Annotated in this window: 27 protein-coding genes and 1 riboswitch; of the genes, 16 read left to right on the forward strand and 11 right to left on the reverse strand. The window is 50.1% G+C overall.

Going from position 1 to position 25015, the window contains the following annotated elements:
* Nucleotides 1-18 precede the first annotated feature (18 nt).
* Nucleotides 19-555 carry a hypothetical protein gene (locus ACYVJM_RS08530; RefSeq protein WP_461147803.1) on the forward strand — a complete coding sequence of 179 codons (537 nt, stop codon included), beginning with the start codon at nt 19-21 and terminating at the stop codon, nt 553-555.
* Between the two features lie 85 nt (nt 556-640).
* On the opposite strand, the gene ACYVJM_RS08535 is transcribed toward ACYVJM_RS08530, so the two are convergent.
* A complete protein-coding gene (locus ACYVJM_RS08535) occupies nt 641-1780 on the reverse strand; it encodes a pyridoxal phosphate-dependent aminotransferase (protein ID WP_461147804.1) in 1140 nt (379 codons plus the stop codon).
* Nucleotides 1781-2084: 304 nt separating this feature from the next.
* On the reverse strand, nt 2085-3143 hold the full coding sequence (locus tag ACYVJM_RS08540) for a glycosyltransferase family 9 protein (protein ID WP_461147805.1): 1059 nt from the start codon (nt 3141-3143) through the stop codon (nt 2085-2087).
* Between the two features lie 28 nt (nt 3144-3171).
* On the opposite strand from ACYVJM_RS08540, the gene ACYVJM_RS08545 reads away from it, so the two are divergent.
* Both ACYVJM_RS08545 and ACYVJM_RS08550 read left to right on the forward strand, forming a co-directional pair.
* Nucleotides 3172-4407: a M16 family metallopeptidase gene (locus ACYVJM_RS08545; protein WP_461147806.1), complete on the forward strand. Its 1236-nt coding sequence runs from the start codon at nt 3172-3174 to the stop codon at nt 4405-4407.
* 7 nt (nt 4408-4414) lie between these two features.
* Nucleotides 4415-4741, forward strand: a complete 327-nt coding sequence (locus ACYVJM_RS08550) for a nucleotide pyrophosphohydrolase (RefSeq protein WP_461147807.1) — start codon at nt 4415-4417, stop codon at nt 4739-4741.
* A 66-nt stretch (nt 4742-4807) separates the two neighbouring features.
* Here ACYVJM_RS08550 and ACYVJM_RS08555 read toward each other — a convergent pair whose 3' ends face one another.
* The 3 genes from ACYVJM_RS08555 to bshA all read right to left on the reverse strand — a co-directional run bounded on the left by ACYVJM_RS08555 (nt 4808) and on the right by bshA (nt 8155).
* Nucleotides 4808-5455 carry a sterol desaturase family protein gene (locus ACYVJM_RS08555; protein ID WP_461147808.1) on the reverse strand — a complete coding sequence of 216 codons (648 nt, stop codon included), beginning with the start codon at nt 5453-5455 and terminating at the stop codon, nt 4808-4810.
* A 95-nt stretch (nt 5456-5550) separates the two neighbouring features.
* Entirely contained in the window at nt 5551-6888 is a 1338-nt protein-coding gene (locus tag ACYVJM_RS08560; RefSeq protein WP_461147809.1) for an NAD(P)/FAD-dependent oxidoreductase, read from the reverse strand.
* Nucleotides 6889-7015: 127 nt separating this feature from the next.
* On the reverse strand, nt 7016-8155 hold the full coding sequence (gene bshA / locus ACYVJM_RS08565; protein ID WP_461147810.1) for an N-acetyl-alpha-D-glucosaminyl L-malate synthase BshA: 1140 nt from the start codon (nt 8153-8155) through the stop codon (nt 7016-7018).
* A 168-nt stretch (nt 8156-8323) separates the two neighbouring features.
* Between bshA and ACYVJM_RS08570 the strand changes: the two genes are divergently transcribed.
* Both ACYVJM_RS08570 and ACYVJM_RS08575 read left to right on the forward strand, forming a co-directional pair.
* Nucleotides 8324-9199: a geranylgeranylglycerol-phosphate geranylgeranyltransferase gene (locus ACYVJM_RS08570; protein WP_461148632.1), complete on the forward strand. Its 876-nt coding sequence runs from the start codon at nt 8324-8326 to the stop codon at nt 9197-9199.
* A 148-nt stretch (nt 9200-9347) separates the two neighbouring features.
* The gene (locus ACYVJM_RS08575) at nt 9348-9728 is read left to right on the forward strand and encodes a MerC domain-containing protein (RefSeq protein ID WP_461147811.1); all 381 of its coding nucleotides are present in this window, start codon (nt 9348-9350) and stop codon (nt 9726-9728) included.
* On the opposite strand, the gene ACYVJM_RS08580 is transcribed toward ACYVJM_RS08575, so the two are convergent.
* The 3 genes from ACYVJM_RS08580 to ACYVJM_RS08590 all read right to left on the reverse strand — a co-directional run bounded on the left by ACYVJM_RS08580 (nt 9725) and on the right by ACYVJM_RS08590 (nt 12643).
* Nucleotides 9725-10834, reverse strand: coding sequence for a cytochrome-c peroxidase (locus ACYVJM_RS08580; protein WP_461147812.1), 1110 nt, complete (start codon nt 10832-10834; stop codon nt 9725-9727). The two genes, ACYVJM_RS08575 and ACYVJM_RS08580, sit on opposite strands and share 4 nt — an antisense overlap.
* Complete coding sequence (locus ACYVJM_RS08585) at nt 10831-11625, reverse strand: MbnP family protein (protein WP_461147813.1); 795 nt, start codon at nt 11623-11625, stop codon at nt 10831-10833. The genes ACYVJM_RS08580 and ACYVJM_RS08585 overlap by 4 nt, the downstream gene beginning before the upstream one ends.
* Nucleotides 11626-11797: 172 nt before the next feature.
* Entirely contained in the window at nt 11798-12643 is an 846-nt protein-coding gene (locus tag ACYVJM_RS08590) for a sugar phosphate isomerase/epimerase family protein (protein ID WP_461147814.1), read from the reverse strand.
* Nucleotides 12644-12922: 279 nt separating this feature from the next.
* Between ACYVJM_RS08590 and ACYVJM_RS08595 the strand changes: the two genes are divergently transcribed.
* A complete protein-coding gene (locus ACYVJM_RS08595; RefSeq protein ID WP_461147815.1) occupies nt 12923-13096 on the forward strand; it encodes a DUF1059 domain-containing protein in 174 nt (57 codons plus the stop codon).
* A 114-nt stretch (nt 13097-13210) separates the two neighbouring features.
* Here the strand turns inward: ACYVJM_RS08595 and ACYVJM_RS08600 are convergent, their stop codons facing one another.
* Nucleotides 13211-14512 carry an alpha/beta hydrolase family protein gene (locus tag ACYVJM_RS08600; RefSeq protein ID WP_461147816.1) on the reverse strand — a complete coding sequence of 434 codons (1302 nt, stop codon included), beginning with the start codon at nt 14510-14512 and terminating at the stop codon, nt 13211-13213.
* A 111-nt stretch (nt 14513-14623) separates the two neighbouring features.
* A riboswitch (TPP riboswitch) is annotated at nt 14624-14725 on the forward strand.
* 46 nt (nt 14726-14771) lie between these two features.
* Here ACYVJM_RS08600 and thiM point away from each other — a divergent pair.
* From thiM to ACYVJM_RS08640, 8 genes are all read left to right on the forward strand, one after another.
* Complete coding sequence (thiM, locus tag ACYVJM_RS08605) at nt 14772-15578, forward strand: hydroxyethylthiazole kinase (protein WP_461147817.1); 807 nt, start codon at nt 14772-14774, stop codon at nt 15576-15578.
* The gene (thiE, locus tag ACYVJM_RS08610) at nt 15575-16195 is read left to right on the forward strand and encodes a thiamine phosphate synthase (protein WP_461147818.1); all 621 of its coding nucleotides are present in this window, start codon (nt 15575-15577) and stop codon (nt 16193-16195) included. The genes thiM and thiE overlap by 4 nt, the downstream gene beginning before the upstream one ends.
* On the forward strand, nt 16192-16998 hold the full coding sequence (gene thiD, locus ACYVJM_RS08615) for a bifunctional hydroxymethylpyrimidine kinase/phosphomethylpyrimidine kinase (protein WP_461147819.1): 807 nt from the start codon (nt 16192-16194) through the stop codon (nt 16996-16998). The genes thiE and thiD overlap by 4 nt, the downstream gene beginning before the upstream one ends.
* A gap of 6 nt (nt 16999-17004) precedes the next feature.
* Nucleotides 17005-17655: a thiaminase II gene (gene tenA, locus ACYVJM_RS08620; protein WP_461147820.1), complete on the forward strand. Its 651-nt coding sequence runs from the start codon at nt 17005-17007 to the stop codon at nt 17653-17655.
* Nucleotides 17656-18139: 484 nt separating this feature from the next.
* On the forward strand, nt 18140-18343 hold the full coding sequence (locus tag ACYVJM_RS08625) for a PID-CTERM protein-sorting domain-containing protein (RefSeq protein ID WP_461147821.1): 204 nt from the start codon (nt 18140-18142) through the stop codon (nt 18341-18343).
* A 133-nt stretch (nt 18344-18476) separates the two neighbouring features.
* Nucleotides 18477-19040, forward strand: coding sequence for an exosortase/archaeosortase family protein (locus tag ACYVJM_RS08630; protein WP_461147822.1), 564 nt, complete (start codon nt 18477-18479; stop codon nt 19038-19040).
* Nucleotides 19041-19378: 338 nt separating this feature from the next.
* Nucleotides 19379-19915, forward strand: coding sequence for a pyridoxamine 5'-phosphate oxidase family protein (locus ACYVJM_RS08635; RefSeq protein WP_461147823.1), 537 nt, complete (start codon nt 19379-19381; stop codon nt 19913-19915).
* 218 nt (nt 19916-20133) lie between these two features.
* Complete coding sequence (locus ACYVJM_RS08640; protein ID WP_461147824.1) at nt 20134-20475, forward strand: nuclear transport factor 2 family protein; 342 nt, start codon at nt 20134-20136, stop codon at nt 20473-20475.
* A 36-nt stretch (nt 20476-20511) separates the two neighbouring features.
* On the opposite strand, the gene ACYVJM_RS08645 is transcribed toward ACYVJM_RS08640, so the two are convergent.
* Together ACYVJM_RS08645 and ACYVJM_RS08650 are read right to left on the reverse strand one after the other, a co-directional pair.
* Nucleotides 20512-21618 carry a serine hydrolase domain-containing protein gene (locus ACYVJM_RS08645; protein ID WP_461147825.1) on the reverse strand — a complete coding sequence of 369 codons (1107 nt, stop codon included), beginning with the start codon at nt 21616-21618 and terminating at the stop codon, nt 20512-20514.
* Nucleotides 21619-21670: 52 nt separating this feature from the next.
* Nucleotides 21671-23611, reverse strand: coding sequence for a histidinol-phosphatase (locus ACYVJM_RS08650; protein WP_461147826.1), 1941 nt, complete (start codon nt 23609-23611; stop codon nt 21671-21673).
* A gap of 205 nt (nt 23612-23816) precedes the next feature.
* On the opposite strand from ACYVJM_RS08650, the gene ACYVJM_RS08655 reads away from it, so the two are divergent.
* The gene (locus tag ACYVJM_RS08655) at nt 23817-24614 is read left to right on the forward strand and encodes a HipA family kinase (RefSeq protein WP_461148633.1); all 798 of its coding nucleotides are present in this window, start codon (nt 23817-23819) and stop codon (nt 24612-24614) included.
* The gene (locus ACYVJM_RS08660; RefSeq protein ID WP_461148634.1) at nt 24601-24975 is read left to right on the forward strand and encodes a DUF3037 domain-containing protein; all 375 of its coding nucleotides are present in this window, start codon (nt 24601-24603) and stop codon (nt 24973-24975) included. Before ACYVJM_RS08655 ends, ACYVJM_RS08660 begins: the two co-directional genes overlap by 14 nt.
* The last annotated feature ends 40 nt before the right edge of the window (nt 24976-25015 follow it).

The following is a 25015-nucleotide window of genomic DNA, read 5'->3' on the forward strand; positions in this document are numbered from 1 at the left end:
TAGACTGAAACACCATAAATGCGTTTGAAGCTTACAGCCATACATACCAACTTAATCAGCACACTATGGCTCCTGTTTACCCTGGTCGGCTTATTTGGCTGCCAGTCCAGCGACCGACTTACAGGAGTGGCCGCCGGGGCTGCAGGCCGCTATATTGTAACCGCCTACATCGTATCGAATGATACCCTGTATTCAGTTCGGAAAGGTTCGGCAGGGTATATGCCAGGAATAAACAAGATTGGCGTAGACAACTTCACCATAGCCCTGGATGTAACAGGCGCGGATCAGTTAACGATGCGAACTGATTACTGGCGCAACGGCTTACGATCGACAGAAAGTAAAGCGGTGGTAGTCAAACTCACCAATTCAGACTACCAATTTTCTCTTCTCAAAACCAATGCTTCTTCCGATTACGAAGGACGTGTGGGCCGATTCACCGGATTCTTCTACGAACGGTCGGAAGGTGGTTTGTTAATACCCCTTACCACCTCCTCGGGCAACCACAACCCCTCCACTTCGCAAGAGGTTGTTATTGTCGCTCAGTCTGCAAAGTGAGTCAACACAGGACAAAAAAATAAGTGGCAACACGGTATGTTACCACTTATGCAGGAAGTTTACTAATCAGCCACTCAGGCTGTTATTAAGAAATCATTTTTAAACCATCGGCAAAAGCCTGCATTTGCGGCATAGTGCCCAGGCTAACACGACACCAGTACTGGCCGTCGAACTTCCACTGGCGGATGCTCACGCCCTGGTCCATCATGCGGGTCACGAAATCTTCGCCCTTCATCCGGATGGGGAACATGACGAAGTTAGCGCCCGATGGCAGCGGCTCGTAGTTGGTTTGCTTCAGTACTTTGTACAGAAAATCTTTCGACTCCTGCGTTTTGCCCAGCGAATATTTCACAAAATCTTTATCCTGCAAGCTAACGATAGCGGCCCGTAAGGTGGTCATGCTCATGGAACTGCCACCGGTTGCAAACTTGGCAATCTGCTCCAGCAACTCTGGTTTGGCAATCATGTACCCAGCCCGTAAACCGGCGAAACCGTGTACCTTCGAGAAGGTCTTCGTAACAATAACGTTACTGCCTTTTTTCACCAGGTCGACCATCGTATAAGCTTTCGGATCTGGTGTATAGTCAATATAGGCTTCATCGACCAGAATGGGCGTTTTTGCACCTACCGCTTCGCAGAAAGCGCGGAGTTTAGCGGGGTCAACGGTTATAGCCGTCGGGTTATTGGGATTACATAGATAAACCATACCCGTTTGGCTGCCAACGCGCTCGTTCAGTTTATTGAGGTTAATGTCATAGCCATCAGCGGCTACGAGCGGAACACGGTCCATCGTAACGCCATGCTTGATAACCGCGCGAGGAAGGGCATCGAACGTTGGATCGGGGGCAACGATTGTCCGGCCCGCATTGGGGCGGTAAGCCGACCAGAGTGCCGCGGCCGTCAATAACTCGCCGGAGCCCGCACCCAGCAGCACATACTCTTCGGGAACGCCTTCTGTATCGGCAACCAGTTTCCGGAACTGCTTGGCGTATTCCATCGCATACAGGTAACCATCGGGTGCTGCTTCTGTAATGGTCTTCAGAGCTTTGGGCGACGGACCATACGGATTCTCGTTGGCCGACAACCGGGCTTTTAACCCCACTTTCGGCACCTTGTACCCTTTGGGCATTTCGGGTTCCGGTTCACAGAATGCCGCCGGGGCAGCAGCCAGGCTCAGGCCAGATAACATACTGGCCCGTAGCCAGTCACGACGATTGATGGACATAACAGAGGGTTGGTCTTACCGTATCGATAGATGAGTTAAGAATAGGTATTGACTTGTCAATGGCTTACAAAACCGGGTAAGTGAGTCAAAATCAACTGACATTTCCCCATAACCAGTGCTAACAGATCAAATATATAGCATTATGAGCCCACAATCAACTATTATTCTGCGATAAATATTTATTAGTTCTATATAATTCCAATAAAACAATATTATCCAAATAAAATATAAATATCAATCTACATTGTGAACATTTGCAACTGTCAATCCCCAAAAAACCAGGCAATGAGGGGAACACAAGCGATCAGACGGTCGAATCAGGCTGGTCGGATTTCTGCCTGCTCAGGTTTGCCAGTTCGTCGAGTCGGATGCCCCACGCACACGCAAAATGACCCAGCGGGCAGCGCGGACGCCCGTGTAAACTACAGGGTTTACAATCCAGTTGCTCGGGCGTTTGCACCACACGGGATACATCGGCCAATGGGCCAAAGCCAAACTCGGGTACCGTGGAGCAAAAGATAGCGGTTGTTGGCGCGTTCATAGCCGAACACAAGTGCAGGGGGGCCGAGTCATTGACATAATTCATAACCGCTTTCTGTTGCAGAGCCGCCGATTGCAGCAAACTGAGTTTTCCCGCCAGACTAACCACGTTCCTGCCCGGCTCAGTTTTAGCCCGGATAGCCTCACAGGCCGACGCGTCGGTGGGAGCACCCAATAAATAAACGGTTGTTGTTTCGGGAAGCTGTTGAATCAGCTCGATCCACCGTTCTACCGGATACTGCTTGGTAAACCAGACCGACATAGGAGCGATGCATATGTAGGGCTGATGCTGGTACGGCTTTACGGCCTGGTAATCGGCCTGGGAAGGATAGAGTTTGGGCCGACGCACAAAACCGCCCCTCACGCCCAACGCCCGCAGCAGACCCGCATTTCGATCGACCTCGTGTACACCCGGCTCAAAGCGGTGTTCAACCTGATGCGTATAAAAACGGGCCATTGGGTTTTTATCGAACCCAATCGTCATGTCGGCATTTGACAGAACGGTGAGCATACCCGTTGTTGCATACCGTTGCAGATTAAACACAGCGGTATACCGACGATCGCGGATAATGTCCAGTAACTGCCACAGGTTTCGGTATTTGGCAAACGGACCACCAGTTCCTTTTTTATCCCAGATTAGTACTTCGTTCAGAAAGGGATGATTGGCCAGCAAACCCTCATTACCTTTGCGGACCAATATATCCAGCACCGCCGTAGGGTAGGCCTCGTGGAGTTGTTCGAGCATGGCTGTAGCCAGAATCACATCACCGATGAAAGCGGTTTGGATTATCAGGAACCGGGGCGGATTGGTAGCGGTTATCATTAGTACGCTCAATGCGTAAAAGCTAAGAATGGAAGATTACGAAGTATACACGTTGCCCAACGGAATTCGGATTGCGCATAAGCAGATGCCACATACCCAGATTGCCCACTGTGGCATTATGCTCGACATCGGCAGCCGTGACGAACAACCACAACAGCAGGGGCTGGCCCACTTCTGGGAGCATATGGCCTTCAAAGGTACGGAGAAACGAAAATCCTACCACATTATAACGCGTTTAGAAAACATTGGGGGCGAATTAAACGCCTATACAACAAAAGAAAAGGTATGTTTTCATGCCTCGGTCCTCGACGCTCACTTCGAGAAAGCAACTGAACTTCTCGCCGACATTACGTTTCATTCGATTTTCCCCGAAAAGCAGATCGAGCGGGAACGGGGCGTCATTCTCGAAGAAATGGCAATGTATTACGATTCGCCCGAAGATGCTATTCAGGATGATTTCGATGAACTGGTTTTTCCAAATCACGCACTGGGTGGTAACATTCTCGGCACCACCGATACCGTAAGTTCATTCCGGCGCGAAGACCTTCAGCAGTTCATTGCCCAGAATTACGACACCAGCCGGATCGTGTTTGCTTCGGTCAGTAAGTTACCATTTAAACAGGTTGTAAAAGTAGCCGAAAAATACTTTCGGGACGTACCGGCCCAGCACTCGGCTCGCCAGCGGACGAAACCTACGGATTATACGCCCCGCCAGACACGCGTCGAAAGGCCCATCACCCAGGCACAATGCGCGATGGGACGACCCGCCTACGGCCTGACCGACCCCCGGCGGCTTCCGTTTTTTATGCTCGTCAACCTCCTTGGTGGTCCGGGTATGAACTCCCGGCTCAACCTGAATCTGCGCGAAAAATACGGACTCGTTTACTCCATCGATGCCAGCTATACACCCTATCTGGACACCGGATTTCTGGGTATTTACTTTGGCACCGATCCCAAAAAAGTGGACAAAGCGCAATCGCTGATCGGTAAAGAGTTAAAACGACTGCGCGAACAACCGCTCACCACCCTGCAACTGCATCAAACCAAAGAGCAGTTGGTTGGACAGTTGGCCATGGCCGAAGAAAGCAACAATAGCTTTATGCTTATGATGGCCAAAAGCCTGCTCGATATTGACCGTGTCGAATCGCTGAATGATATTTTCAATGATATTAAATCCGTAACTGCCGGGCAGTTGCAATCACTGGCGCAGGAGGTCTTCGATGAAAGCCAGTTCAGCTCGTTGACATTTATACCGGAAAAGTAATTTCGTCATGACGATAAAAGACGCCCAAACCACCGTTGACGAGTGGATCAAAACCGTTGGTGTTCGCTATTTTAACGAACTGACCAACATGGCCCAGCTCACCGAAGAAGTTGGCGAAGTCGCTCGGATCATTGCCCGTCGATACGGTGAGCAATCCGAAAAAGAATCGGATAAAAACAAGGATCTTGGCGATGAACTTGCCGATGTATTGTGGGTACTGATTTGCCTGGCCAACCAGACCGGCGTCGACCTGACCGAAGCCTTTCAGAAAAACCTCGACAAGAAAAACAGCAGAGATGCGACGCGGCATCTGGATAATGAGAAGTTAAAGTAGCCCATACATATATAAAAAATCCCCTGAAGTTCGGCTTCAGGGGATTTTTTATGGGACGGTATCAACTTACTTCTGGAACGAACCAAATACATAATCCCAGAACGGCGACGATACGCCGTAGTTGCTCTCCGGATTTTTGTAGTGGTGTACGCTGTGGTTTATCCACAGAACTTTAAAGAAGTTCTTCGGTGGTGCATAAGCGTGCACAATGAAGTGAACCGCCAGATAACCGGAATAACCAACCAGAAAGCCAGGGAAGAAGGCATAAGCCGCTTCGCCCATCAACAGAAAAAACAGGCCAAAGAAAGCTCCGGCCACAAAAATAGCCAGCGCGGGAGGCATAGCCAGCCGTGTTTTGTCTTTTGGGTATTCGTGGTGGATACCATGAAAGGTATACTGAATCTTGGCCCGCTGGGGAGTCGATGGGGTCAGATGGTAGAGGTACCGGTGCAGAATATATTCAAACAAAGAGAACACAAGCAATCCGGTGAAGAACAGGGTCGCAATCATGCTGGTACCCATGTCTGTATAAGTAAATGCATACCATCCTAAAAATGCCGATAAAACAAGCCACATTGAGATCGGGACCATAATATGTGTCCGGGAGAGGGCTTCAAGAATAGGATTGTCAAATAGCTTTTTACTACCGCTATTTTTAGGCCGGGTTTTTCCGTGACCGGCCATGGTTTGCAGCTTTTCAGTAGTTGATTCCATAGAGAAAGAACATTAACAAAGAGTAATACTGGCACAAAAATAAAACGAAATCGACTTTGTTGAGTACGATAGTAAACCAATTTTACTATCGTAACTTATGTTTTACTAACTTCCAGCTGATCAGAGAGTTTTTCCTGCATGGCTGCCATATTGCCTTTAGGCATCTTCTGACGTATGATAAGCCGCAACGAGTTATTATACGTCAGGTAGTTGAACATCCAGTTCAAAAAGATAGCTAGTCGGTTCTTAACACCCACAATCGACATTAGATGAACAAATAACCAAGTTATCCACGCAAAGAATCCCTGAAACTTCAAAAAAGGCAGATCCACTACGGCCAGCCCCCGCCCAATGGTCGCCATGGTGCCCAGATCGCGGTAGGTAAACTCAACCGGAGTCTCATTCCTGGCCCAGCGAATCATATTTTTAGCCAGATGCTTACCCTGCTGGATGGCGGGCTGCGCAATTTGCGGGTGCCCATTCGGCCATTTCTCTTCCGTCATCAGAGCCACATCGCCAATGGCAAAAATATCGGTATATCCCTGAACCTGGTTGTAGCGGTTTACCAGAATCCGGCCACCCCGCCCTATCACTTCCGGCGGTAAACCCGCCAGTGGGTTAGCCTTTACGCCAGCCGCCCAGATCAGGTTGTTCGTTCGCAGGCTAGTACCGTCGTTCATGGTTACCACACGCCCGTCAAAATCCTTTACCCGTGTATTCAGACGAACGTTTACGCCAAGCTCCTGCAAATACGCGAGCGAATGCTGCTGCGACTGTACCGACATTGGCCCCAGCAACTCCCCTCCCGACTCGATGAGGAATATGTCCATCATCTTGAAGTCCAGTTCCGGGTAGTCGCTTGGCAATACCGTTTTACGCATTTCGGCCAGCGTTCCGCAGAGTTCGACGCCTGTGGGTCCCCCTCCTACTACCACGACATCCATGAGGCCTTCCCGCTCATCGAGGGTTTCCACGCTCAGTGCATCCTCGAAGTTTTGCAGCATCCGGTTCCGCAAAGCAATGGCCTCAGCCACCGATTTCATGGGCAATGCTTTTTCAATGATGTTCTGCTGGTTGAAGAAGTTCGTGTCGGCACCGGTGGCCATTACCAGATAATCGTAGGTAACGGGACCCAGTTCTGTATCTACGGCTTTGTCGGCCGGACGAACGCCCGTAACGTTCGTTACCCGAATATGAACGTTCTTACAATCGCCAAACACGGCCCGTAGCGGAAACAGAATAGAGTTGGCTTCCAAACCAGCGGTTGCTACCTGGTAGTAAAGCGGCTGAAACTCGTGGTAATTCTGCCGGTTCAGCAAGACCACCTGAAACTCTTTCCGGCGCGACAGGTAGCGGGCCAGTTTCAGGCCACCAAAGCCGGCACCAACAATAACAATGCGCTTTCGATCGGTTTGCGGTATGTTTGGATTCATTCAGATGTATAATTTACTCCGGGGCACTGACCGTCGGCCGTAGAGCGTGATTTACAGTATGGTCAGTTGGCTTTATCGGGAGGGCCGACAGAAAAACTGATTAACAGACGCTGATGTTTAAATAAGTTCAGGAGACCAGTGGCTGTGTAGTCTGTAGTACCCGTTCATAATGAGCTTCATAAAGAGGCAAAATACGCGACAGTTCGAATTCTTTAGCCCGCGCCAGTGCGTTCTCTTTAAAGGTTGGCAGGTTGGCGTCATCTAATACATAGAGCGCGTTTTTGACCATATCGGCTACATCGCCAACCGGACTCAGAAATCCCGTAATGCCCTGAAGGTTCAGTTCGGGCAAGCCACCGGCGTTTGAGGTAATCAACGGAACTTCGCAAGCCAGTGCCTCCAGCGCAGCCAGGCCAAAGCTCTCATTCTCAGAAGGCATAACGAACAGGTCAGCTACCGACAGTACTTCTTCCACTGCATCCAGCTTACCCAAAAACCGAACCTGATCGTAAATGCCGAGGTCGCGCACGAGCCGCTCAATACGAGCCCGCTCAGGACCGTCGCCCACGAGCAGGAGCTTGGCAGGCGTTTGCTGTTGGATATGATAAAACATCATGACGGCATCGTCAATCCGCTTTACCCGCCGGAAGTTGGACGTATGAACGATCAGCTTTTCGCCGTTGGGGCAGATCGCTTTTTTAAAGTGTTCTTTTTGCTGGCGCTTGAACCGGCTCAGGTCGATAAAGTTGGGAATGACTTCAATTTCCCGGTGAACATTAAAATGCTTATAAGTATCCTCCCGCAAGTTCTCCGACACCGACGTTACCCCATCCGACTCGTTGATGCTGAACGTAACAACCGGCTCGTAAGAAGCATCTTTACCCACCAGTGTAATATCGGTACCGTGCAGAGTTGTTACAACGGGCACGTTTCGCCCCTGCGAACGCAGAATCATCTTGGCCATGTAAGCAGCTGATGCGTGCGGAATAGCATAGTGAACGTGCAGTAGATCAACGTTTTCATTCGTGACAACGTTAACCATTTCACTCGCCAGCGCCGACTCATAAGGCGCGTATTGAAACAGGGGATATGACGGTATATTTACTTCGTGATAGAATACGTTTTCGTTGAAAAAATCGAGCCGGGGTGGTTGCTGATAGGTAATGAAATGAATCTGGTGGCCATTTTTGGCCAACCCTTTGCCAAGTTCAGTGGCGACAACACCACTGCCCCCAAAGGTTGGGTAGCACACAATACCAATTTTCATGCGTGAGAGAACGAGTTTGTCTCTCAACAACAAACAAGTGTAAAAAGAATCCCTAAACTATGAAAGACAATGCTATGGACCGGTTTTTATTGCCGTTTCCTTATCGCTACCTAATTGAGTACCTTTATTCCTGCGTTCAAAATCCCTATTTTTGATAAAAATTCAGTTATGGTGGCCCGCCAGTCCATTCCGTTCTCAGCGTTTACGTCCGGTTTTCTGCGCCTGATTCGGGTACAGAATCTACTGATTGTCGTATTGACGCAATTTCTGGCGCGTGTGTTTCTGGTTGGCCCTAAAACAGAGGCTATCAAGTGCCTGACTGACCCTACTCTTTGGCTTCTTTCATTGTCGACCGTCTGTATTGCGGCCGCCGGGTACATTATCAATGATTACTTCGACATAAAGATTGACCTGATCAACAAACCGGAGCGAGTGGTAATTGGGCGGTATCTTAAACGGCGGGTAGCGATGGGCGTACACCAGGTGCTCAACGTAACAGGCTGCCTGATCGGTCTTTATTTAAGCAAATGGGTTTTCGTAGCCGATGTTCTATCGGTATCGCTGCTATGGTTTTACTCAGCCCAGTTCAAGCGTCAGCCGGCCATTGGCAACATTGTCATTTCACTTTTAACGGCCCTCTCCCTCATTATTCTGGCTGTTTATTATCGGCAAAACACAGGCATAATTCTCATCTATGCCCTGTTCTCCTTTGGTATCTCGTTTATTCGCGAGATCATAAAAGACATGCAGGATATTCGGGGCGATGCTCGTTTCGGTTGCCGAACGTTGCCAATCATCTGGGGGCTCCGTCGAACAAAATACCTGCTGTATGTCTTGATCGGAGTTTTCCTGATTAGTCTTTTTATCATTGCCAACTCCCTGAATAACACACGACTTACGTTTATTTTCACCCTTCTTCTACTCCCGATAGCCTGGCTAACCTACCGGCTCATCATAGCCGATACCCGGCGAGATTTCGGTTACCTCAGCAACCTCTGTAAACTAATTATGCTCATGGGCGTCATTAGCATGATCTGGGCGTAAAGATGTAAAGATATAGGATGTATGATGTATTGCTGGCGCACGCTTATGTCCTACATCATACATCCTATATCTTTTCGCAACTTTGTTGCAAAAAAGTGAGTTAACGAGATGTACGTTTGCCTAAAGCATCGTAATTTTGTGCGTGCTCATGAAAACAGATACTCTCTCCCGCAAAGCTGACTACATCGGCATAACCGGTTCCATCCTGTGCATCATTCACTGCCTGGTTACGCCCGTGTTATTGCTGACAAGTTCAGTTTTCCAGAATTCAACGCTCCGTGTCGGTTATCTGAGCCTTGATTATGTGTTTATCGGAGTTAACATAGTAGCGGTTTACTTTGCTACCCGTCACTATGCGCCCCCGGCTATTAAACGTAGTCTGTGGGGATTTCTGCTCTTATTTTCTGTTGCTCTGCTTCTGGAAGACGCCGACCCTGTTTTTGAATACATTGCCTACACAGCTTCAGCCGGTCTGGTCATTACACATCTGCTCAATATCCGGCAACATCGGGTGAGCCATACGCATTAATTGGCGCTGAATGCCCGGTTGCTGATGAATGTATCGTCCGTCAGGGTTTTCAGGAAGGCCACGACCTGTTTCTTTTCGGTAGTTGTCAGCGCGATACCGAGTTGTCCGCCGGATTTCAGGGCGGGGTCAAGGGTGGGGCTATCTTTTATGCCACCACTATAGTGATTAAGTACCTGGTCCAGCGTTGCAAATCGGCCGTCGTGCATGTATGGAAATGTCTTCTCAACGTTTCGGAGACTGGGAACCCTGAATTTCAGTCGGTCGGCTTCGTTTAGGGTAATGGTGTACCGTCCCTGATCATTGATGGATCCTACGGGCAAGCCATTGTTCCGATAACTTCGGTCGGTAAACAGATCAGTCGCGTGGCAAGTAGCACATTTCTGCTGGAAAATCGATAATCCGGCCAGTTCATCGGGGTTCAGGTCCCCCCCAGCCTCTTTCCGAACGTATTTGTCGTAACGTGAATCAGCCGATACCATCGTCAGGAGAAATTGAGAAATCGCTTTTAGAAAACGGGCGGTCGTGACAGTGTCGGAGCCAAAGGCTGCTTTGAACAGAGCCGGATAGCGGGGGTTCTTCTGCACCCGATTCAGGGCCTCCGAAAATTTAAGGTCCATCTCAACCGGATTCTGAATGGGCGATATGGGCAGTTCATCGAGGTTAGTAACGCCCCCATCCCAGAAGAACTCGCGCCCCCAGGCCAGATTTTCCAGGCCTGGTACATTACGCGTGCCAAACTTGCCCCCGATGCCGTGACTCAAGGGGTGGTCGGAGTGACCAAAACCCGCGAATTGCTGGTGACAGAATCCGCAGCTAATCGTGGTATCGCGCGACAGGAGCGGGTCATAAAATAACGTCTTGCCAAGCGATACGCCCTCAACTGTCAATGGATTCTGGCTCAGGTCATACGCAACGTCCGGGAAATTGGCCGGTTTCCGAAGAGACACCGGAGTTGTCTGGTATTGAATACCTCCCCCACCGGGTGCAGGCGGCTCGGGCGTTGGATCGACATTTTTGCCTGATTGACAGGCAACTGCCAATGAAAACAGAAACACACTGGCCAACAGCCCGCCCCGTGTTGCCGATATCGTCTTCAGCGACCTCATTGATTAGCCAGTATGCGATCGTAACTAAACATCTGTGCGTAATTATCGGCAATATTCGTCGAGTAGAGTTCAAACATGACCGACGGATTCTGAGCGATGCTTAATTTGGTTGGGCCGTTGAATATCTTCAGCGCATCCGTTTTCAGCCCTATCGTCGGCGTAGAACCGGCCTCAACACGGGCAGCGGTACCCGCAAAGGGCAGTGAAACGGTACGTATATTGTTTATCTTGACGTTAGCCCGCCCAAAGCCGCCTATGTGGTAAAAAAAGGCATTATTCTGGGCAGCTGGTGCTACAGCCGATGTACCTTCTATCTTCATAAAAATGTAGCCTGAGTTCCAGTCCCAGTACATACCATTGTTCAGCGCTGGATCAAGTATACCGGTCCGTTTACTAATGTCGGCCATGCTGCGAGCACTATCGACTCCTACAACAAAGGTTACTCGTGTATAATTACCCGCCGGAATGTTCGACAGCGTAATGGTTTGAGAAGCTGGTTTTTCTTCCTGTATTAGAAAATAGCTGCTATCCTGGGGCACCACAAATTCGCTGCCATCGTCCTTCTGAAGCCGGATGTTGCTCACGAAATAGTTGAATTTGGTCACCGAGAACGATTCTCCGGCAGCATTCTGATAAGTACCTGCGCTAAGTTTAAGGTCCGATGTACCCACAACGTTATCGAAGGCTATCCGCATTCGTCCCGTTGGGGCCACCTCTGTCTCATGACAGGAAACAACGGCCAATCCCAATACCAAAGTAGCCAATAAACTAGCTGTAATCGTCCATTTCATAGCGTTTGCAGTGCAATCTGTACGTTCAATAACCGACAGGTACCCTGATTGCTAACGAAATCATTTCCAAAATAATACAGAAACAAAGATTAAATATAGGCTTCCTCAAGCATAAACGCCAGTGGGTGTCTACTTCAGACACCCACTGGCGTTTATGCTTGACTTCTTTCGCTTATAAGCTTTTCAGGTACGTCAAACTCTGTGGCACCTGCTGCTCGGCGGCTTTGCTTTCGTCTTCGATATACAGGTGAGCGATGGACGACTTATTAACGGCTTTTAGAACGGCGGGCCAGTCGATCTGGCCGGTACCCAACACCACCGACTGCTCATTGGCCATACTGCCTTTATCACTCTTTGCCACGCCTTTCTCCACATCTTTCAGGTGAATAAGCCGGAACCGCTTCGGGTACTTCAGCAGAAGCGCGGCCGGGTCCTGACCGGGTAAGTAGGTCCAGGTAACATCCATCTCATACCCAACATATTCGGGGTTGGTTTTGGCCACCAGGTAATCGAACAGCGTTCCGTTCTCATAGGGCTGAAATTCAAAGCCGTGGTTGTGGTAGCAGAACATGATACCCTGGTCGTGGGCCTGTTTGCCAAACCGGTTGAATACTTCAGCCGCCTGCTGCATCATCTCCAGCGTTGCTGCCGTTTTATGCGGTATCGAACCAATACGAACGTATTTAACACCCAGTGCTTTTGCATTTTGCAGAATGGAATCCGGCTTATTGGCAATGGCATCGTAGCTCACGCCATAGCTGCTGCAGGTAAGCCCGCGCTGGTCGAGCAGGGCGCGTAGTTCGGGAGCGGTTTTTCCGAACAGGCTGGAGAACTCAATATCGGTGATGCCCCAGGCTTTCACTTTATCCAGCGTACCAGGAACGTCTTTCGAAAAACTCTCGCGCAGGGTGTATGATACCATACCCGGTGTTTTCTTCACGAGTTTACCAAACGACTGGGCCTGGCTGGTCAGGCTGCCCACCAGCATTAACATCAAAAATGGAATTGTGCGTTTCATGTAGGGTTTAACGAAGAATGATAACTGAGCGCATCGAGCGAATTACGTCCCGTTTGCCAGGCTATTGCAGCTGGATAACTCACCTATAAGGACGATCTGTCAGCCTTTCTACTTTAAGATGCTGTTTCCGTTCCATATCAACAGAGCCATGACAGCCGCTCAGTAACCAACTGAAACTGTTCATTGACCATTTGCTCAATAGTTGAATTTTGGCATGAGCAAACCAATTAACTTACTGATTAATAGACGAAATCAGGTTCACTAAAACTCACTTAGTTCATGAAAACATTACACTGTAGAGATGCCGGTTTTGATTGCGAGGCCGTTGTGCGGGCCAATACCGACGAGGAAGTACTGGCACAGGCCGCCGAACATGCTCAGCAGGTTCATGGCGTAACGGTGACACCTGAACTAGCGGCTGACATAAAAAACCTGATTCACGACGAAGCGTAAACGTAGTTTTATAAAAAAGTCATAAACCCCAGTGCCACGATTTAAACAGGTTTGCCTCGTGCATTTCTCCGTTTACGCCGTGGCACTGGGGCTTATGACTTTCGTTATTGATGCCTACGGCTTCGCATGACGCATCTCCAGGCCGACCGACGTACGGGGTTTGAAGCCCGTCCACGGCCCGGTGGCGTCAGTTTCGGGCAGGTCGAGGAATTTAGCGTAATCCATTTTCTTCAGATGGATTCCCAGAAAAGCCGTTACAAAGTGCTGGTTGATGTTATTGATCCGGTGTTCATTCCAGGCGGGTTCGGCATAATGGCCATACTCATCGGCCGATACGCCGGGCTGTAACGTAGCGGCAGGCGGTGGATTGGGCGCCACATTGTGCCGGGCATTGACGTAGGTTAGCATGTAACGATCAGCGTTGACGGCTCCGTCATAAATGGCTTTTATACCCTTCTCATAACCCGATACATCATCTTTACTACCCGCCACGAACAGCGTCGGCAAGGTCAGACCGGCCAATCCTTTGGCATCCCACATGCCCCGTTCCATACCCCAGGGCGCGAAAGCAACGACAGCCTTGATGCGGGGATCAAGGGATGCTTTATAGGCTGGCGAATCCATAGCACGGGCTTCCAGAGCCGTACTTCCCTGCGCTAATTGGCCAAACTGCTTAACCGCCTGCGGACTAAACCCGGCCCCCGTAACGTTAAGCACACCATAGCCGCCCATCGAATAACCGATCAGAGCGGTGTTATTGGCGTTGAGCAATCCTGCCAGAAACATGTTGCTGCTTTTGGCACTCAGCCTGGCCATTTCGTTCAGTACAAACAGATCATCGAGCGGTCGATTTAGCAGCGTACTCTGAAATCCGGCCAAATCGCTGTAGGTCGATTCGGCGTGATCGATAGCGACAACAACATAACCTTTCGAGGCCAGATTCTCGGTCAGATACGTGAGCAGCAAGCGGGAACCGGGATAGCCGTGGGAAACGATGACCAGTGGATAGGCCCCTTCGCTGGGGTCTGGTTCAGCATCGCGGCTGGCCCGACCGGCAAATGTAAAGGGAACGAGTGGTCGCTTGGGATCATTGGACCGACCTAAAACGGATTCGTACATGACCAGGGCCGATTTATTGGCCGGAAGTCGGGCCGGATACCAGACATCGAGCGTCAGCGTACGGTCATACAGCGGACTTTTACCATCTTTCGGGTGCAGCACATCGACCTGATCTTTGTGCACGAGTTTCATCGTCCGCACGCCAACAGCATAGGTTCCCCGAGCGGCCAATTCGGGGGCGTTGGGCAGCAGGTCGCCGTTGACGAAGGTATTGCCGGGGGTTTGAGCAACGGTTGGCCAGGCGGTTCCCAGCGTAGCGAGTAGCAGGAATAAGTAACGAATAGACGTCGATTTCACAGATTCTGGGGAGTAGGAATGTAAGCTGTAAAGCTATCTCAAACTTTCTAAAGTCAGGAGGCAGTTTTACATTTTTTACAATTTCGTAATTCATTATCTTCTACCTTTGCGATACAACTTTAGGGGTGTCAGTACCAAACCGGTCTGACTGAGAGGATACCCTCATTACCTGATGCAGCTTATACTGCCGTAGGGAAAAGTTACCGAGAAGCGCCCCGCTCTCCTAAAGTTGCTGCTTATTGACTCTTTCGACAGCAACATGATTCCATCTGCTCAATCCATCTGGACCGACGTCGAGCGTATTCGCACGCAGGCCCCGCTTGTCCATAATATTACCAACTTCGTTGTCATGAACAATACAGCCAACGCCCTGCTGGCGTTAGGTGCTTCGCCCGCTATGGTTCATGCCCCCGAAGAAGTAGAAGATTTCGTATCCATTTCGAGTGCACTGGTCGTCAACATCGGCACGCTCGACGCTACGTTCGTGGCAGGTATGCGGCTGGCGATGCGTCAGGCAAAGGCATTGGGCAAACCCATCGTTTTCGACCCGGTTGGCGTTGGCGCAACGCGCTACCGCAACCAGGTTAGTGAAGAACTGCTGGCGCTGGCCGCACCCGATGTAATTCGGGGAAACGCGTCTGAGATTATGGCGCTGGCTGGCCTGAACGCCCAAACAAAAGGTGTCGACAGCCTGTATGGCTCCGAAGCCGCCGTAGACGCGGCCCGGCGGCTTAGTGCTTTAACTGGTGGTATAGTGGTTATCAGTGGCGAGACCGATTACATCATTCAGGGTGACAAAACGGCCACTATCGGTAACGGCCATGCGCTCATGACCAAAGTGACGGGTATGGGCTGCACCGCTACGGCGCTGACGGGTGCCTTTGCCGCTGTCAATCCCGATTACTTTCAGGCTGCTACCCACGCCATGGCCGTCATGGGCATTGCTGGCGAACTGGCCGTTGAAATAAAAGCAGCTCCCGGCAGCCTGCAACTTAATTTCCTCGACGCGCTTTATGAACTGACCGAAGCCGCTATAACGGCCCGTCTTCAACTGACCCACGCGTGAACGGACTCTATTTAGTGACCGACAGCGGCATTGCGCAGCAGGCGGGCCATACGTTACCCTTCGTGGTCGAAGAAGCCTGCCGGGCGGGGGTCCGCTGGGTGCAGTTACGGGAAAAAGAACTGTCGACCCGCGCCTTTCTGGAACTGGGCATTGCGCTAAAACAAATTACGCAAGCCTACGGGGCAAAACTCATTATCAACGACCGGGTCGACATCGCTTTGGCTGTCGATGCAGATGGCGTTCACGTCGGGCAGGACGATATGCCCTATGACCTTGTCCGGTCACTCATTGGGCCCAACAAGATCATAGGTTTGTCGATCAATAGTATGGCTGAACTGGAAGCCGCCCAGGGTGCTGATCTGGATTACCTCGGCATCGCCACCATTTTCCCGACGGGCACGAAACAGGATACGTCAAGCCTGCTTGGGTTAGATGGACTTCGAGCCATTTGCCAGCAAACCAGCCTGCCCACCTTTGCCATTGGCGGCATCAATGCAATCAATATTCAATCTATTCTTCAGGCCGGTGCTTCGGGGGCTGCTGTGGTGTCAGCCATTTGCGGGCAACCGTCACCGTATGAGGCTAGCCGGGAACTCATTCATCAAACAAACCCATGAAAACATACGCACGCACCCTTACCATTGCCGGGTCGGATAGTGGCGGGGGAGCCGGTATCCAGGCCGACCTCAAAACGTTTGCCGCCCTTGGCTGCTACGGCATGTCGGTGATAACTGCCCTGACGGCCCAAAATACAAAAGCCGTAACAGGCATTATGCCGGTACCACCAGCGTTCATCGCCGAACAGATGAAGGCCGTATTGAGCGACATAGGGGCCGATGCGGTGAAGATTGGCATGCTTCACTCCGCCGAAGTCATTGAACAGGTGGCAAAAACGCTGGTCGAGTTTGACATTAAAACGATCGTTTTAGACCCCGTTATGGTAGCCAAAAGTGGCGACAAACTGTTGCAGGACGAAGCCGTCGACGCGCTCAAGACCCATCTGTTACCCATCGCATCTGTCATTACCCCCAACCTGCCCGAAGCCAGTGTGCTGCTGGGTTATCCGGTTGAGACAATGGCCGATATGCAACAGGCCGCCGTTAACCTGGCAACACTCTGCCCGGGGGCTATTCTGGTGAAAGGAGGCCACTTGACAACCGACGAAAGCACCGATCTACTCTATGTATCAACAACCGAACAGCATTCGTTTCCGACAACAAGAATCCAAACGGGCAACTCGCACGGAACGGGCTGTACCCTATCGTCGGCCATTGCCGCCGGCTTGGCCAAAGGGCTGTCGGTGGTGGATGCCGTTACCGAAGCCAAAGCTTATTTAACGGGTGCGCTTGCGGCTGGCGCTGATTACAAACTGGGGCATGGACATGGCCCCGTTCATCACTTCTTTAACGTTTGGCAGTAAAATCCCATGACCTTCACCGACCAGCTCTGGCAGGACATCAGTCCTATCTATACATCCATACTCGAACACGGCTTCGTAAATGAATTAATGGCGGGTAACTTGCCCTCGCCCACGTTTCAGTACTACATCCAGCAGGACGCGCTCTACCTGACGGATTTTAGCCGAGCGTTGAATCAACTGGCCGCGCGGGCTACCACGCCAGATGATATGCTGACCTTTACCCAATTTGCGCAGAATGCCATTCTCGTTGAGCGCGCACTGCACGAGACCTATTTTGCGCTCTACGACATACAGCCCGGAATGGAGAAGATGCCTGCCTGTTTTGCCTACACAAATTATTTACTGGCAACGACCTCCTCTCAACCAATCGCCGTTGGCGCGGCTGCTGTGCTACCCTGCTTCTGGATTTACCGGCAGGTGGGCAAACACATCTACGAGCGGGCCATTCAGGAAAATCCCTACCGAAGCTGGATCGACACCTACGCGGGCGACGCCTTCGACCAGTCGGTGAATCAGATGCTGGCCCTGACGGATGCATACGCCGAAACAGCGGGCAATCAGGAGCGGGCTAGCATGCGGGAAGCTTTTCGGGTATCAAGCCGACTGGAATGGTATTTCTGGAATGATGCCTACACGCAAACTCGCTGGCTGGTATAAGCCCTTCCAATGCGTTCAAACACACAGTAAAAACCATTTACTCTATCATTACGTATGAAATATAGACAAACAAATATACTTATATAGATTTTCTTGCTTATATAATCATTAGTAAAGCTAAATATTGGCTATTCAATAATTTTTTTACAAAATCTTCCGGTTACACTATTTTTAACAAAAAAGCCAAAATCAACACACTATTCCTCTCTATACATACCTATTTACCAGAAGCACATCATATTTATAAACCATAACGAGATTTGATAAACTTTTTCTAATCTACTTAGCTGATATTATCAACTACTAGTTAGTGAACGAATCCTACAACTCCTTGTCAGTCAGTCAGATTTTCTTGTTAGTCATATAAATTCATTCTAGTTTTAAGTATTGCAACCAACATTTATCAGGCTGATAACTTATGATTTAGCTTGTTGAAATAAGTTGGTCATTTGGTGCTTTTTTTTAATTACAACCAGTTACCTGTATGAAAAAACCATATGTCATGCTGCTAGGGCTTTTGATTGGCTCTTTTGCTAGCTTACCTACGAATGCTCAAGTGAGTGAGCCTAATCGTCGGCCGGTAAATGCACCGCTGGATGGTGGCTTAAGTATCTTACTGGCTGCCGGAGCTGCTGTCGGTTTGAAAAAGGCTCATCAAAAACGGAAAGAAGCCCGCTCCATGCGTTAACCGGACAAAAAAGAGTTAGTTCTTGTAGTGCGTAAGCGGGACTTACCCGAATTAAACGAGTTGTGTAGCCGGTTTTGGAAATCAGTTTCCAAATCGGCTACACATCTTATTTTACAGCTTAACTAATCCAGTCATGAATGATCGTTTGCTTAACTATGTGGATGTAGGCTATGTGGTCAAACTCATTTTAGTTTTCACTTCGCTTTACTACTTCAACATAGTTTACTGGGGACTTACCGATCCCCTAAACCAGTACAGTTATGTTCTGGATCATTACCTGAATTATATCAGCTGGTTTCAGCAGTCAATTCTGTATACGGCTCACCTGCTTACCCGCCTGGCTGGTTTGCTTACCTTCGTAGACCCACCTCAACTAATCCGAACGGCCTCCGGGGCTTCGGTAATCATTTCCTTTGAGTGCTTAGGGCTTGGTGTATCCAGCTTTTGGACCGCTTATGTCATTGCAAATTCCGGCACCTGGCAAAAAAAGTCAGCCTGGCTCCTGGGAGGGATCGCGCTGATCTGGTTTGTCAACTGCTGCCGGATTGCTTTACTCCTGTTTGCTCTGGATAAAAACTGGCCCGAGAGCCACTACATCGACCATCATGATCTTTTCAACGTAGCCGCGTATGTCATTATCCTCACGCTGATGTACTTCCATAGCCGGCAACCCAGCCGGAAGATCAGTCTGGAGTAACCTTGAACCCATTTAGAAGCGCCGTCTGCGTTTCTTCGCTGGACTTTCTTCTGCCCGGGCATTTTATTGTACGATTAGCCAAGCTAGCTGATCATCGTTTTCCAGAACAGGTTGCATCCGCTCACCATTCACAAAAACGTCCGATTTTACCACATTTTCCGGGCCATCACGCAAATAGGCATATGGCACGCGATTGTATTGTTTCCGCGTAAAGCGTCATGAAGATGGCCGTTAAAACCATACACTAAGGAAATGTACTTTTTATAGTGTATGAAAAGCGGTTTGACCGATCATGTTGTTAAACATAGATCAACAATTTACCCGTTAACTCAATCGGTATGGATAGTATTAATCAGCAGCAACCTGAAAAAAACCACCAGGACCTGATCGGCAGCGAAGCCGGAAAGAAAATTAAAGAGCTGGTCGACAAAAGCAGTACATGCTTTTTCTGCACAAAAATCAAAACCGGTGAGCCGCTGCAAACAAGACCCATGGCGGTACAAAAAGTCGACGAAAGGGGCAATTTATGGTTTCTTAGCGCTAATGACAGCCACAAGAATGCGAGTATCCAGGCCGATAACAAAGTACAACTCCTGTTTCAGGGGTCAGACTATTCCGATTTCCTGAGTATTTATGGCGAGGCTACCATTTCGACCGACAAGGCACTTATCCACGAACTTTGGGAGCCAATTTTAAAAGCATGGTTCACGGAAGGCGTAGATGATCCCCGAATTACGGTCATTAAAGTTGATACGCAGGAAGCTTACTACTGGGATAATAAACATGGTGATGCGGTGGCATTTGTTAAAACAGTTGCCGGTGCCATTATGGGCAAAACGCTGGACGACTCCATTGAAGGGAAACTAACGGTCTAGCGCGAGCTGTACACTTACCTAAGTCAACAGAAAAAACTATTAATGGATACTTTGTCGTGGACAACTAACCACGCCAAGGTGTCCATTAATGGTTATAAACAGGCTGGTCTCAGGTATATCCGATAAAGTCTCAATGTATACTGACGCCTGATTCATAAAAGATCCACTTCTTTTGATAAGCAAAATTCAACCACAACGCATACCCTGTTATCAAAACGATGGACTATCAGGATTTAATCAATCGAGCCTATCATGCCTTCAACAACCGGGATATTGATGGTGTGCTCGCCCTCATGCACCCGGATGTACAGTGGCCTAACGGCTGGGAAGGTGGTTATGTACACGGACAGGATGAAGTGCGTGCGTACTGGACGCGGCAATGGCAGGAAATTGACCCTGAAGTAACGCCTATTTCGCTTCATGAGAGATCTGCCGGGCACATGGAAGTGATCGTTCATCAGTTGATTCATGACAAGCAGGGGAATATCCTGACAGATGGCATGGTCAAACATGTATACACGATTGAGGAGGGCAAAATCAAACGAATGGACATAGAATGACCGGGGTCGGCTTATAGGGTTAAACCTCCCCTTTCCTTATTTCTCGATCAGCGCCTGTATTGCGTTGACAATGTCGGCCTTCTTTTCATGGGCGTTGTTGCAAAGCACAATAATCGTCTTATCGGCATCGATATAGCGGACAATCTGGGTTTTATAGCCTGGGTTGTCGCCGTCGTGCCACACGATCCGCCCAAGTGTAGGGCTCTGCGATAATTCCCACCCAAACCCATACTGCGACAGCGAACCATCATTGAGTTTGGCGGGCGTAAAGGCGTCTCTTAGTGTTTGCTGACTAACCAGTTGATCGGAATACAACGCACGGTCCCACTTTAACAAATCGTCGGCGGTGGAGCTGATGCGACCGGGACCTTTGCGATCACCCAACCAGATGGCGTAATTAAATTCTGGAAAGGAATCGGCCTGAACATAGCGTTTTTTGTCCGGCACGTAGATATGTCCCCAGGCCACATCGGGTAGTTTCAGCTTTGCTTCACGCGTCCGGATATCCGTATGCGTCATGCCCAGAGGGTTGAAAATATGCGTTCGGCAGAAGCTGATAAAATCCTGTCCCGATGCCCGTTCGGCAATACTCGCCAGCAGCATATAACCCGTATTGCTGTAGGTGTATTTTGCTCCCGGCTCAAATAGTCTGGCAGGGTGATACTTGATCAGATACGCGATATTATCGGCGTTATTGGCGACTTTGCTTTTGTCCCAGTGTTTATCCATTACGTCCTGATAATCCGGCAGACCCGATGTGTGGTTGAGCAAATGCCGGATGGTAATACCGGGATACGGCAAGCCCGAAATGTATTTATCAATCCGATCGTCGTAATTCAATTTACCCGCCTGCTTCAGCATCAGAATGGTCATGGCCGTAAACTGCTTAGATACTGATGCCAATTCAAAGATGGACGATGTCGTCAGTGGCGATTTCGTTTCGAATCGTTTGTAACCGAATGCTTTTTCGTAAACGGGTTTGCCCCCTTCGGCTATGAGCACCACGCCACTAAAGTCGGGTAGGCGGGCAAAGAGCTTATCGACGTCGGGTCCAATTGAACTTGATGAACCCCTTTGGGCACTGGCGGTGATGTTGAGTAACAAGGTCGTAAGCAATAGACAGGTAATCAGGCTGATTTTCATGTAGGGGAGGTTGTATGGCACGACGGAAAGTAAACTTAATAAAATAGTCCGGCTATCTATCACCAGGCGTCTTCAGCAGAAAATCCCGCACAAGCACTTGCTGGTCTGTACTGATAAAATCGACACCTGCTTCGCGGAGTTTTGCCCAAACCAGTGGATCTTCGGGACTTGCCCAGAACCGCAGCTTTTTCCCTTCGGCATGTACCTTATCAACCAACTGGCGCAGCTTCCGAAACTCTTCCGCAGATATATCGCCCTTGCCGCGCCAGCTCAGTTGGTTTTGATACTTATCGCTGATATACGGCATCAGCGTCTGTGCATATCGTTTACCCAGATCACCGGGGCGCCCGTCTATCGTTACCAAACTCCCTTTGGCTTTAGCAATGGCCTCAACAGACCGATTGCCTGACAGTACGATTGTCACTACCGGCAATTTACCCTTACCTCCGGTAGCCACTAACGAACGATACCGCTGCAGCAGCTTCGTCAGGGCCTGAAAAGTGCTGTCGGCGCCCGTTTTAGCGTCGATCATCAAATAAAAAGGTCCCGAATAATCGGGAAACACCCGGCCGCCATTCTGACGGATTCGTTCAATAAGGAGTTTAAGATACAGGCGTTCGAGGGTAGCTTCCGGATTTTTGATAGTCGGCGTGTCGTGCGCTACATACAGGGTATCGTCAATCAAATGAACATCGGCCTCAATACTGGTAAAGCCATTGTCCAGCGCATCCCAAAGCGGGCGGGATTGCTGATAATCATTATGCGCATGTGCATTAGGTAGTGGCATGACGCCGGCAAGCGGTTGCGGCACAATTGGCTGAGCGATGGGCTGCGTCCAGGCCGTTTCCACATCCCCCGGCATGAACGGATTGAATTTGGGCTTACTGGAAATGATCTTCGCCCGAAGCAACAACACATCATTAGTCAGTTCATAGGTGGCGGCTGTATCGGCCACTTCACGGAGTAGTTCAGCCTGTGTTGCCCCTTTCCGAACGCCGAAAAACTGAATTTTATACGTTACGTCCGGCTCCGCTTTCACCCGCACCAGCAGCTTGTTCCCTGCTTGTGGCAACTGGTTGAGCGTAACGCCCGAGGTAGCATAAAATCGCCCGGCTTCCATGGCTTCAACCAACGACTTTGGAGTCAATTCGGGCGCATCGACCATGACCCAGCTCCGACCCGAATTGCTGAACTCAGGCCCGAAAAAGTAATAATTGTGGCTATCGTCGGTACCCAGACCGTACATCAGCGGCCGGGCCTGTTGCAGAAAATGCAGGTTTATTTTATCCCACATGGCCTCGGTACCTTCGTGGGTGCTATCGCCGTAATTATTGACCAGATGATGCCCGTTGAAGACCTCAAAGAAGCGTTCGTACCGGAGTTGCATGAGGTCTTCGGCCTTGATGGCGTAGTAAAAATTAGGGTGGTTGATGTGCGGAAACATAGGCTGGCCCGTTAGCCGCCGTTGCGCCACCACCATGTCGATGTTGTTCTGCATCACCTCCGCCACGCTGTTGCCGGGCAACGGCCGAATCAGGTTCTTCACGTTGGTGACGTTCATGTGAATGGGCTTGCCCTGGTAACCGGTCGAGACTTCTTCACTTTTCAGGATCAGGAACTTCCCGGATTCTTCAAAATAACTACGATACTCATCCAGTTTTTTGAGCCGGACACTCAGCGAGTCGTTTTGCCCTTTACGATACGTCACCCAGTCCGGCCCGAAGGTACGCAGGTACCGATCAAACGTCCGGCGTCGATCCGGCTGGCGGGGTACGTTCACCCATTTATCAACGTCTTGTAAGATATTGTGATCAGACAAGCCAACGAACTGGTAGCCATTGGCCTTGTACCAGTCCATGATCATTTCGGGGTAGTCGTCGCCGTCGCTCCAGAGCGAGTGCGTGTGAAGGTTGCCCTTGTACCAATGCTGGGCCCTTGAGTCGGGCGCGGTCAGGAGCAAAAGCAACAGACCGAAGCAGGCTATTTTGTTCATCAGAAGGTATTGGGTAGGATGGGGATTTGTGCCGAAAGTAGTAAAAGTACCGAATGGACCATACATTTAGGCTATCGAACATCGATCCTCAAGGGGGTGAATAATGTAAAATAAATAATGGACAATGAAGATTAGTGATGTCTCATCATCGTTCATTATTCATTCTACATTTTACACGCTCCAATCATTTTTGCAACAACGTATTGTGCCTACTCATCAACCTGAACTCCGAACCGTCAACGTAACGCGCTACGCCAAGCCCCTGCGAGAAGGTGGCTCGTTGCCCGCCCTGGTCGAAGCCGACGACGATTTTCTGTACGTACTCAAGTTTCGCGGGGCTGGTCAAGGGACCAAAGCCCTCATTGCCGAACTGGTGGCGGGCGAAATTGCCCGAGCACTCGGTCTGCGTATTCCCGAAATTGTGTTCGCGACCCTCGATGAAGCCTTTGGTCGTACCGAGCCCGACGAAGAAATACAGGACCTTCTCCGCGCCAGTGAGGGGTTGAACCTGGCCCTTCATTACCTGTCGGGCTCCATTACCTTCGATGCCATCGTGAACACGGTCGATGCGAAACTGGCTTCGCAGATCGTGTGGCTGGATTGCTTCGTCACGAACGTCGACCGCACCGCCCGCAACACCAACATGCTCATCTGGCATAAGGAATTATGGCTGATTGACCACGGCGCAGCCCTGTATTTCCATCATAACTGGGACAATTGGGAAGCCCAGAGCCAGCGGCCGTTTGTACAGGTGAAAGACCATGTACTGCTGCCCCGCGCGTCAGAACTGGCGACCGTCAATGCTGAGTACCGCACCCTGCTGACGCCTGACCTTATCCGAAACATCGTGGCGTTGATTCCGGATGATTGGCTGATGAACCCATCCACCGCTGAGTCGACGGAGGAGCAGCGTCAGGTATACGCCCGTTTTTTAGAGGCCCGACTGGCTTCATCAGAAATTTTTGTCAACGCAGCAATCGAAGCCCGAAATGCACTTGTTTGAGTATGCCGTCATCCGCGTCATGCCGCGCGTTGAACGGGAAGAGTTTATAAACGTAGGCGTCATCGTCTATTGCCGCTCGCTGGGATTCCTGAAAACACTCTATACGGTAAACGAGACCCGGCTGCGGGCTCTATCGGCAGAGCTGGATCTTGATGAAGTCCGCGAACGGATTCAGGCATTCGAGAAAATTTGCGCGGGTCGCCGGGAAGGTGGCACCATTGGCCAACTTGGTATAGCCGAGCGTTTTCGCTGGCTCACCGCCACGCGCAGCACCATCGTTCAGTCGTCGCCCGTCCACCCCGGTCTGTGCACGGACGCGGGCGAAACCCTAACGAAGCTGTTTGAACAATTGGTTTTATAGTTTTTTGTACCAGACAGCAGGATGCTGTCTGGTACCTACT

The sequence above is a fragment of the Spirosoma pulveris genome, from assembly GCF_054781875.1.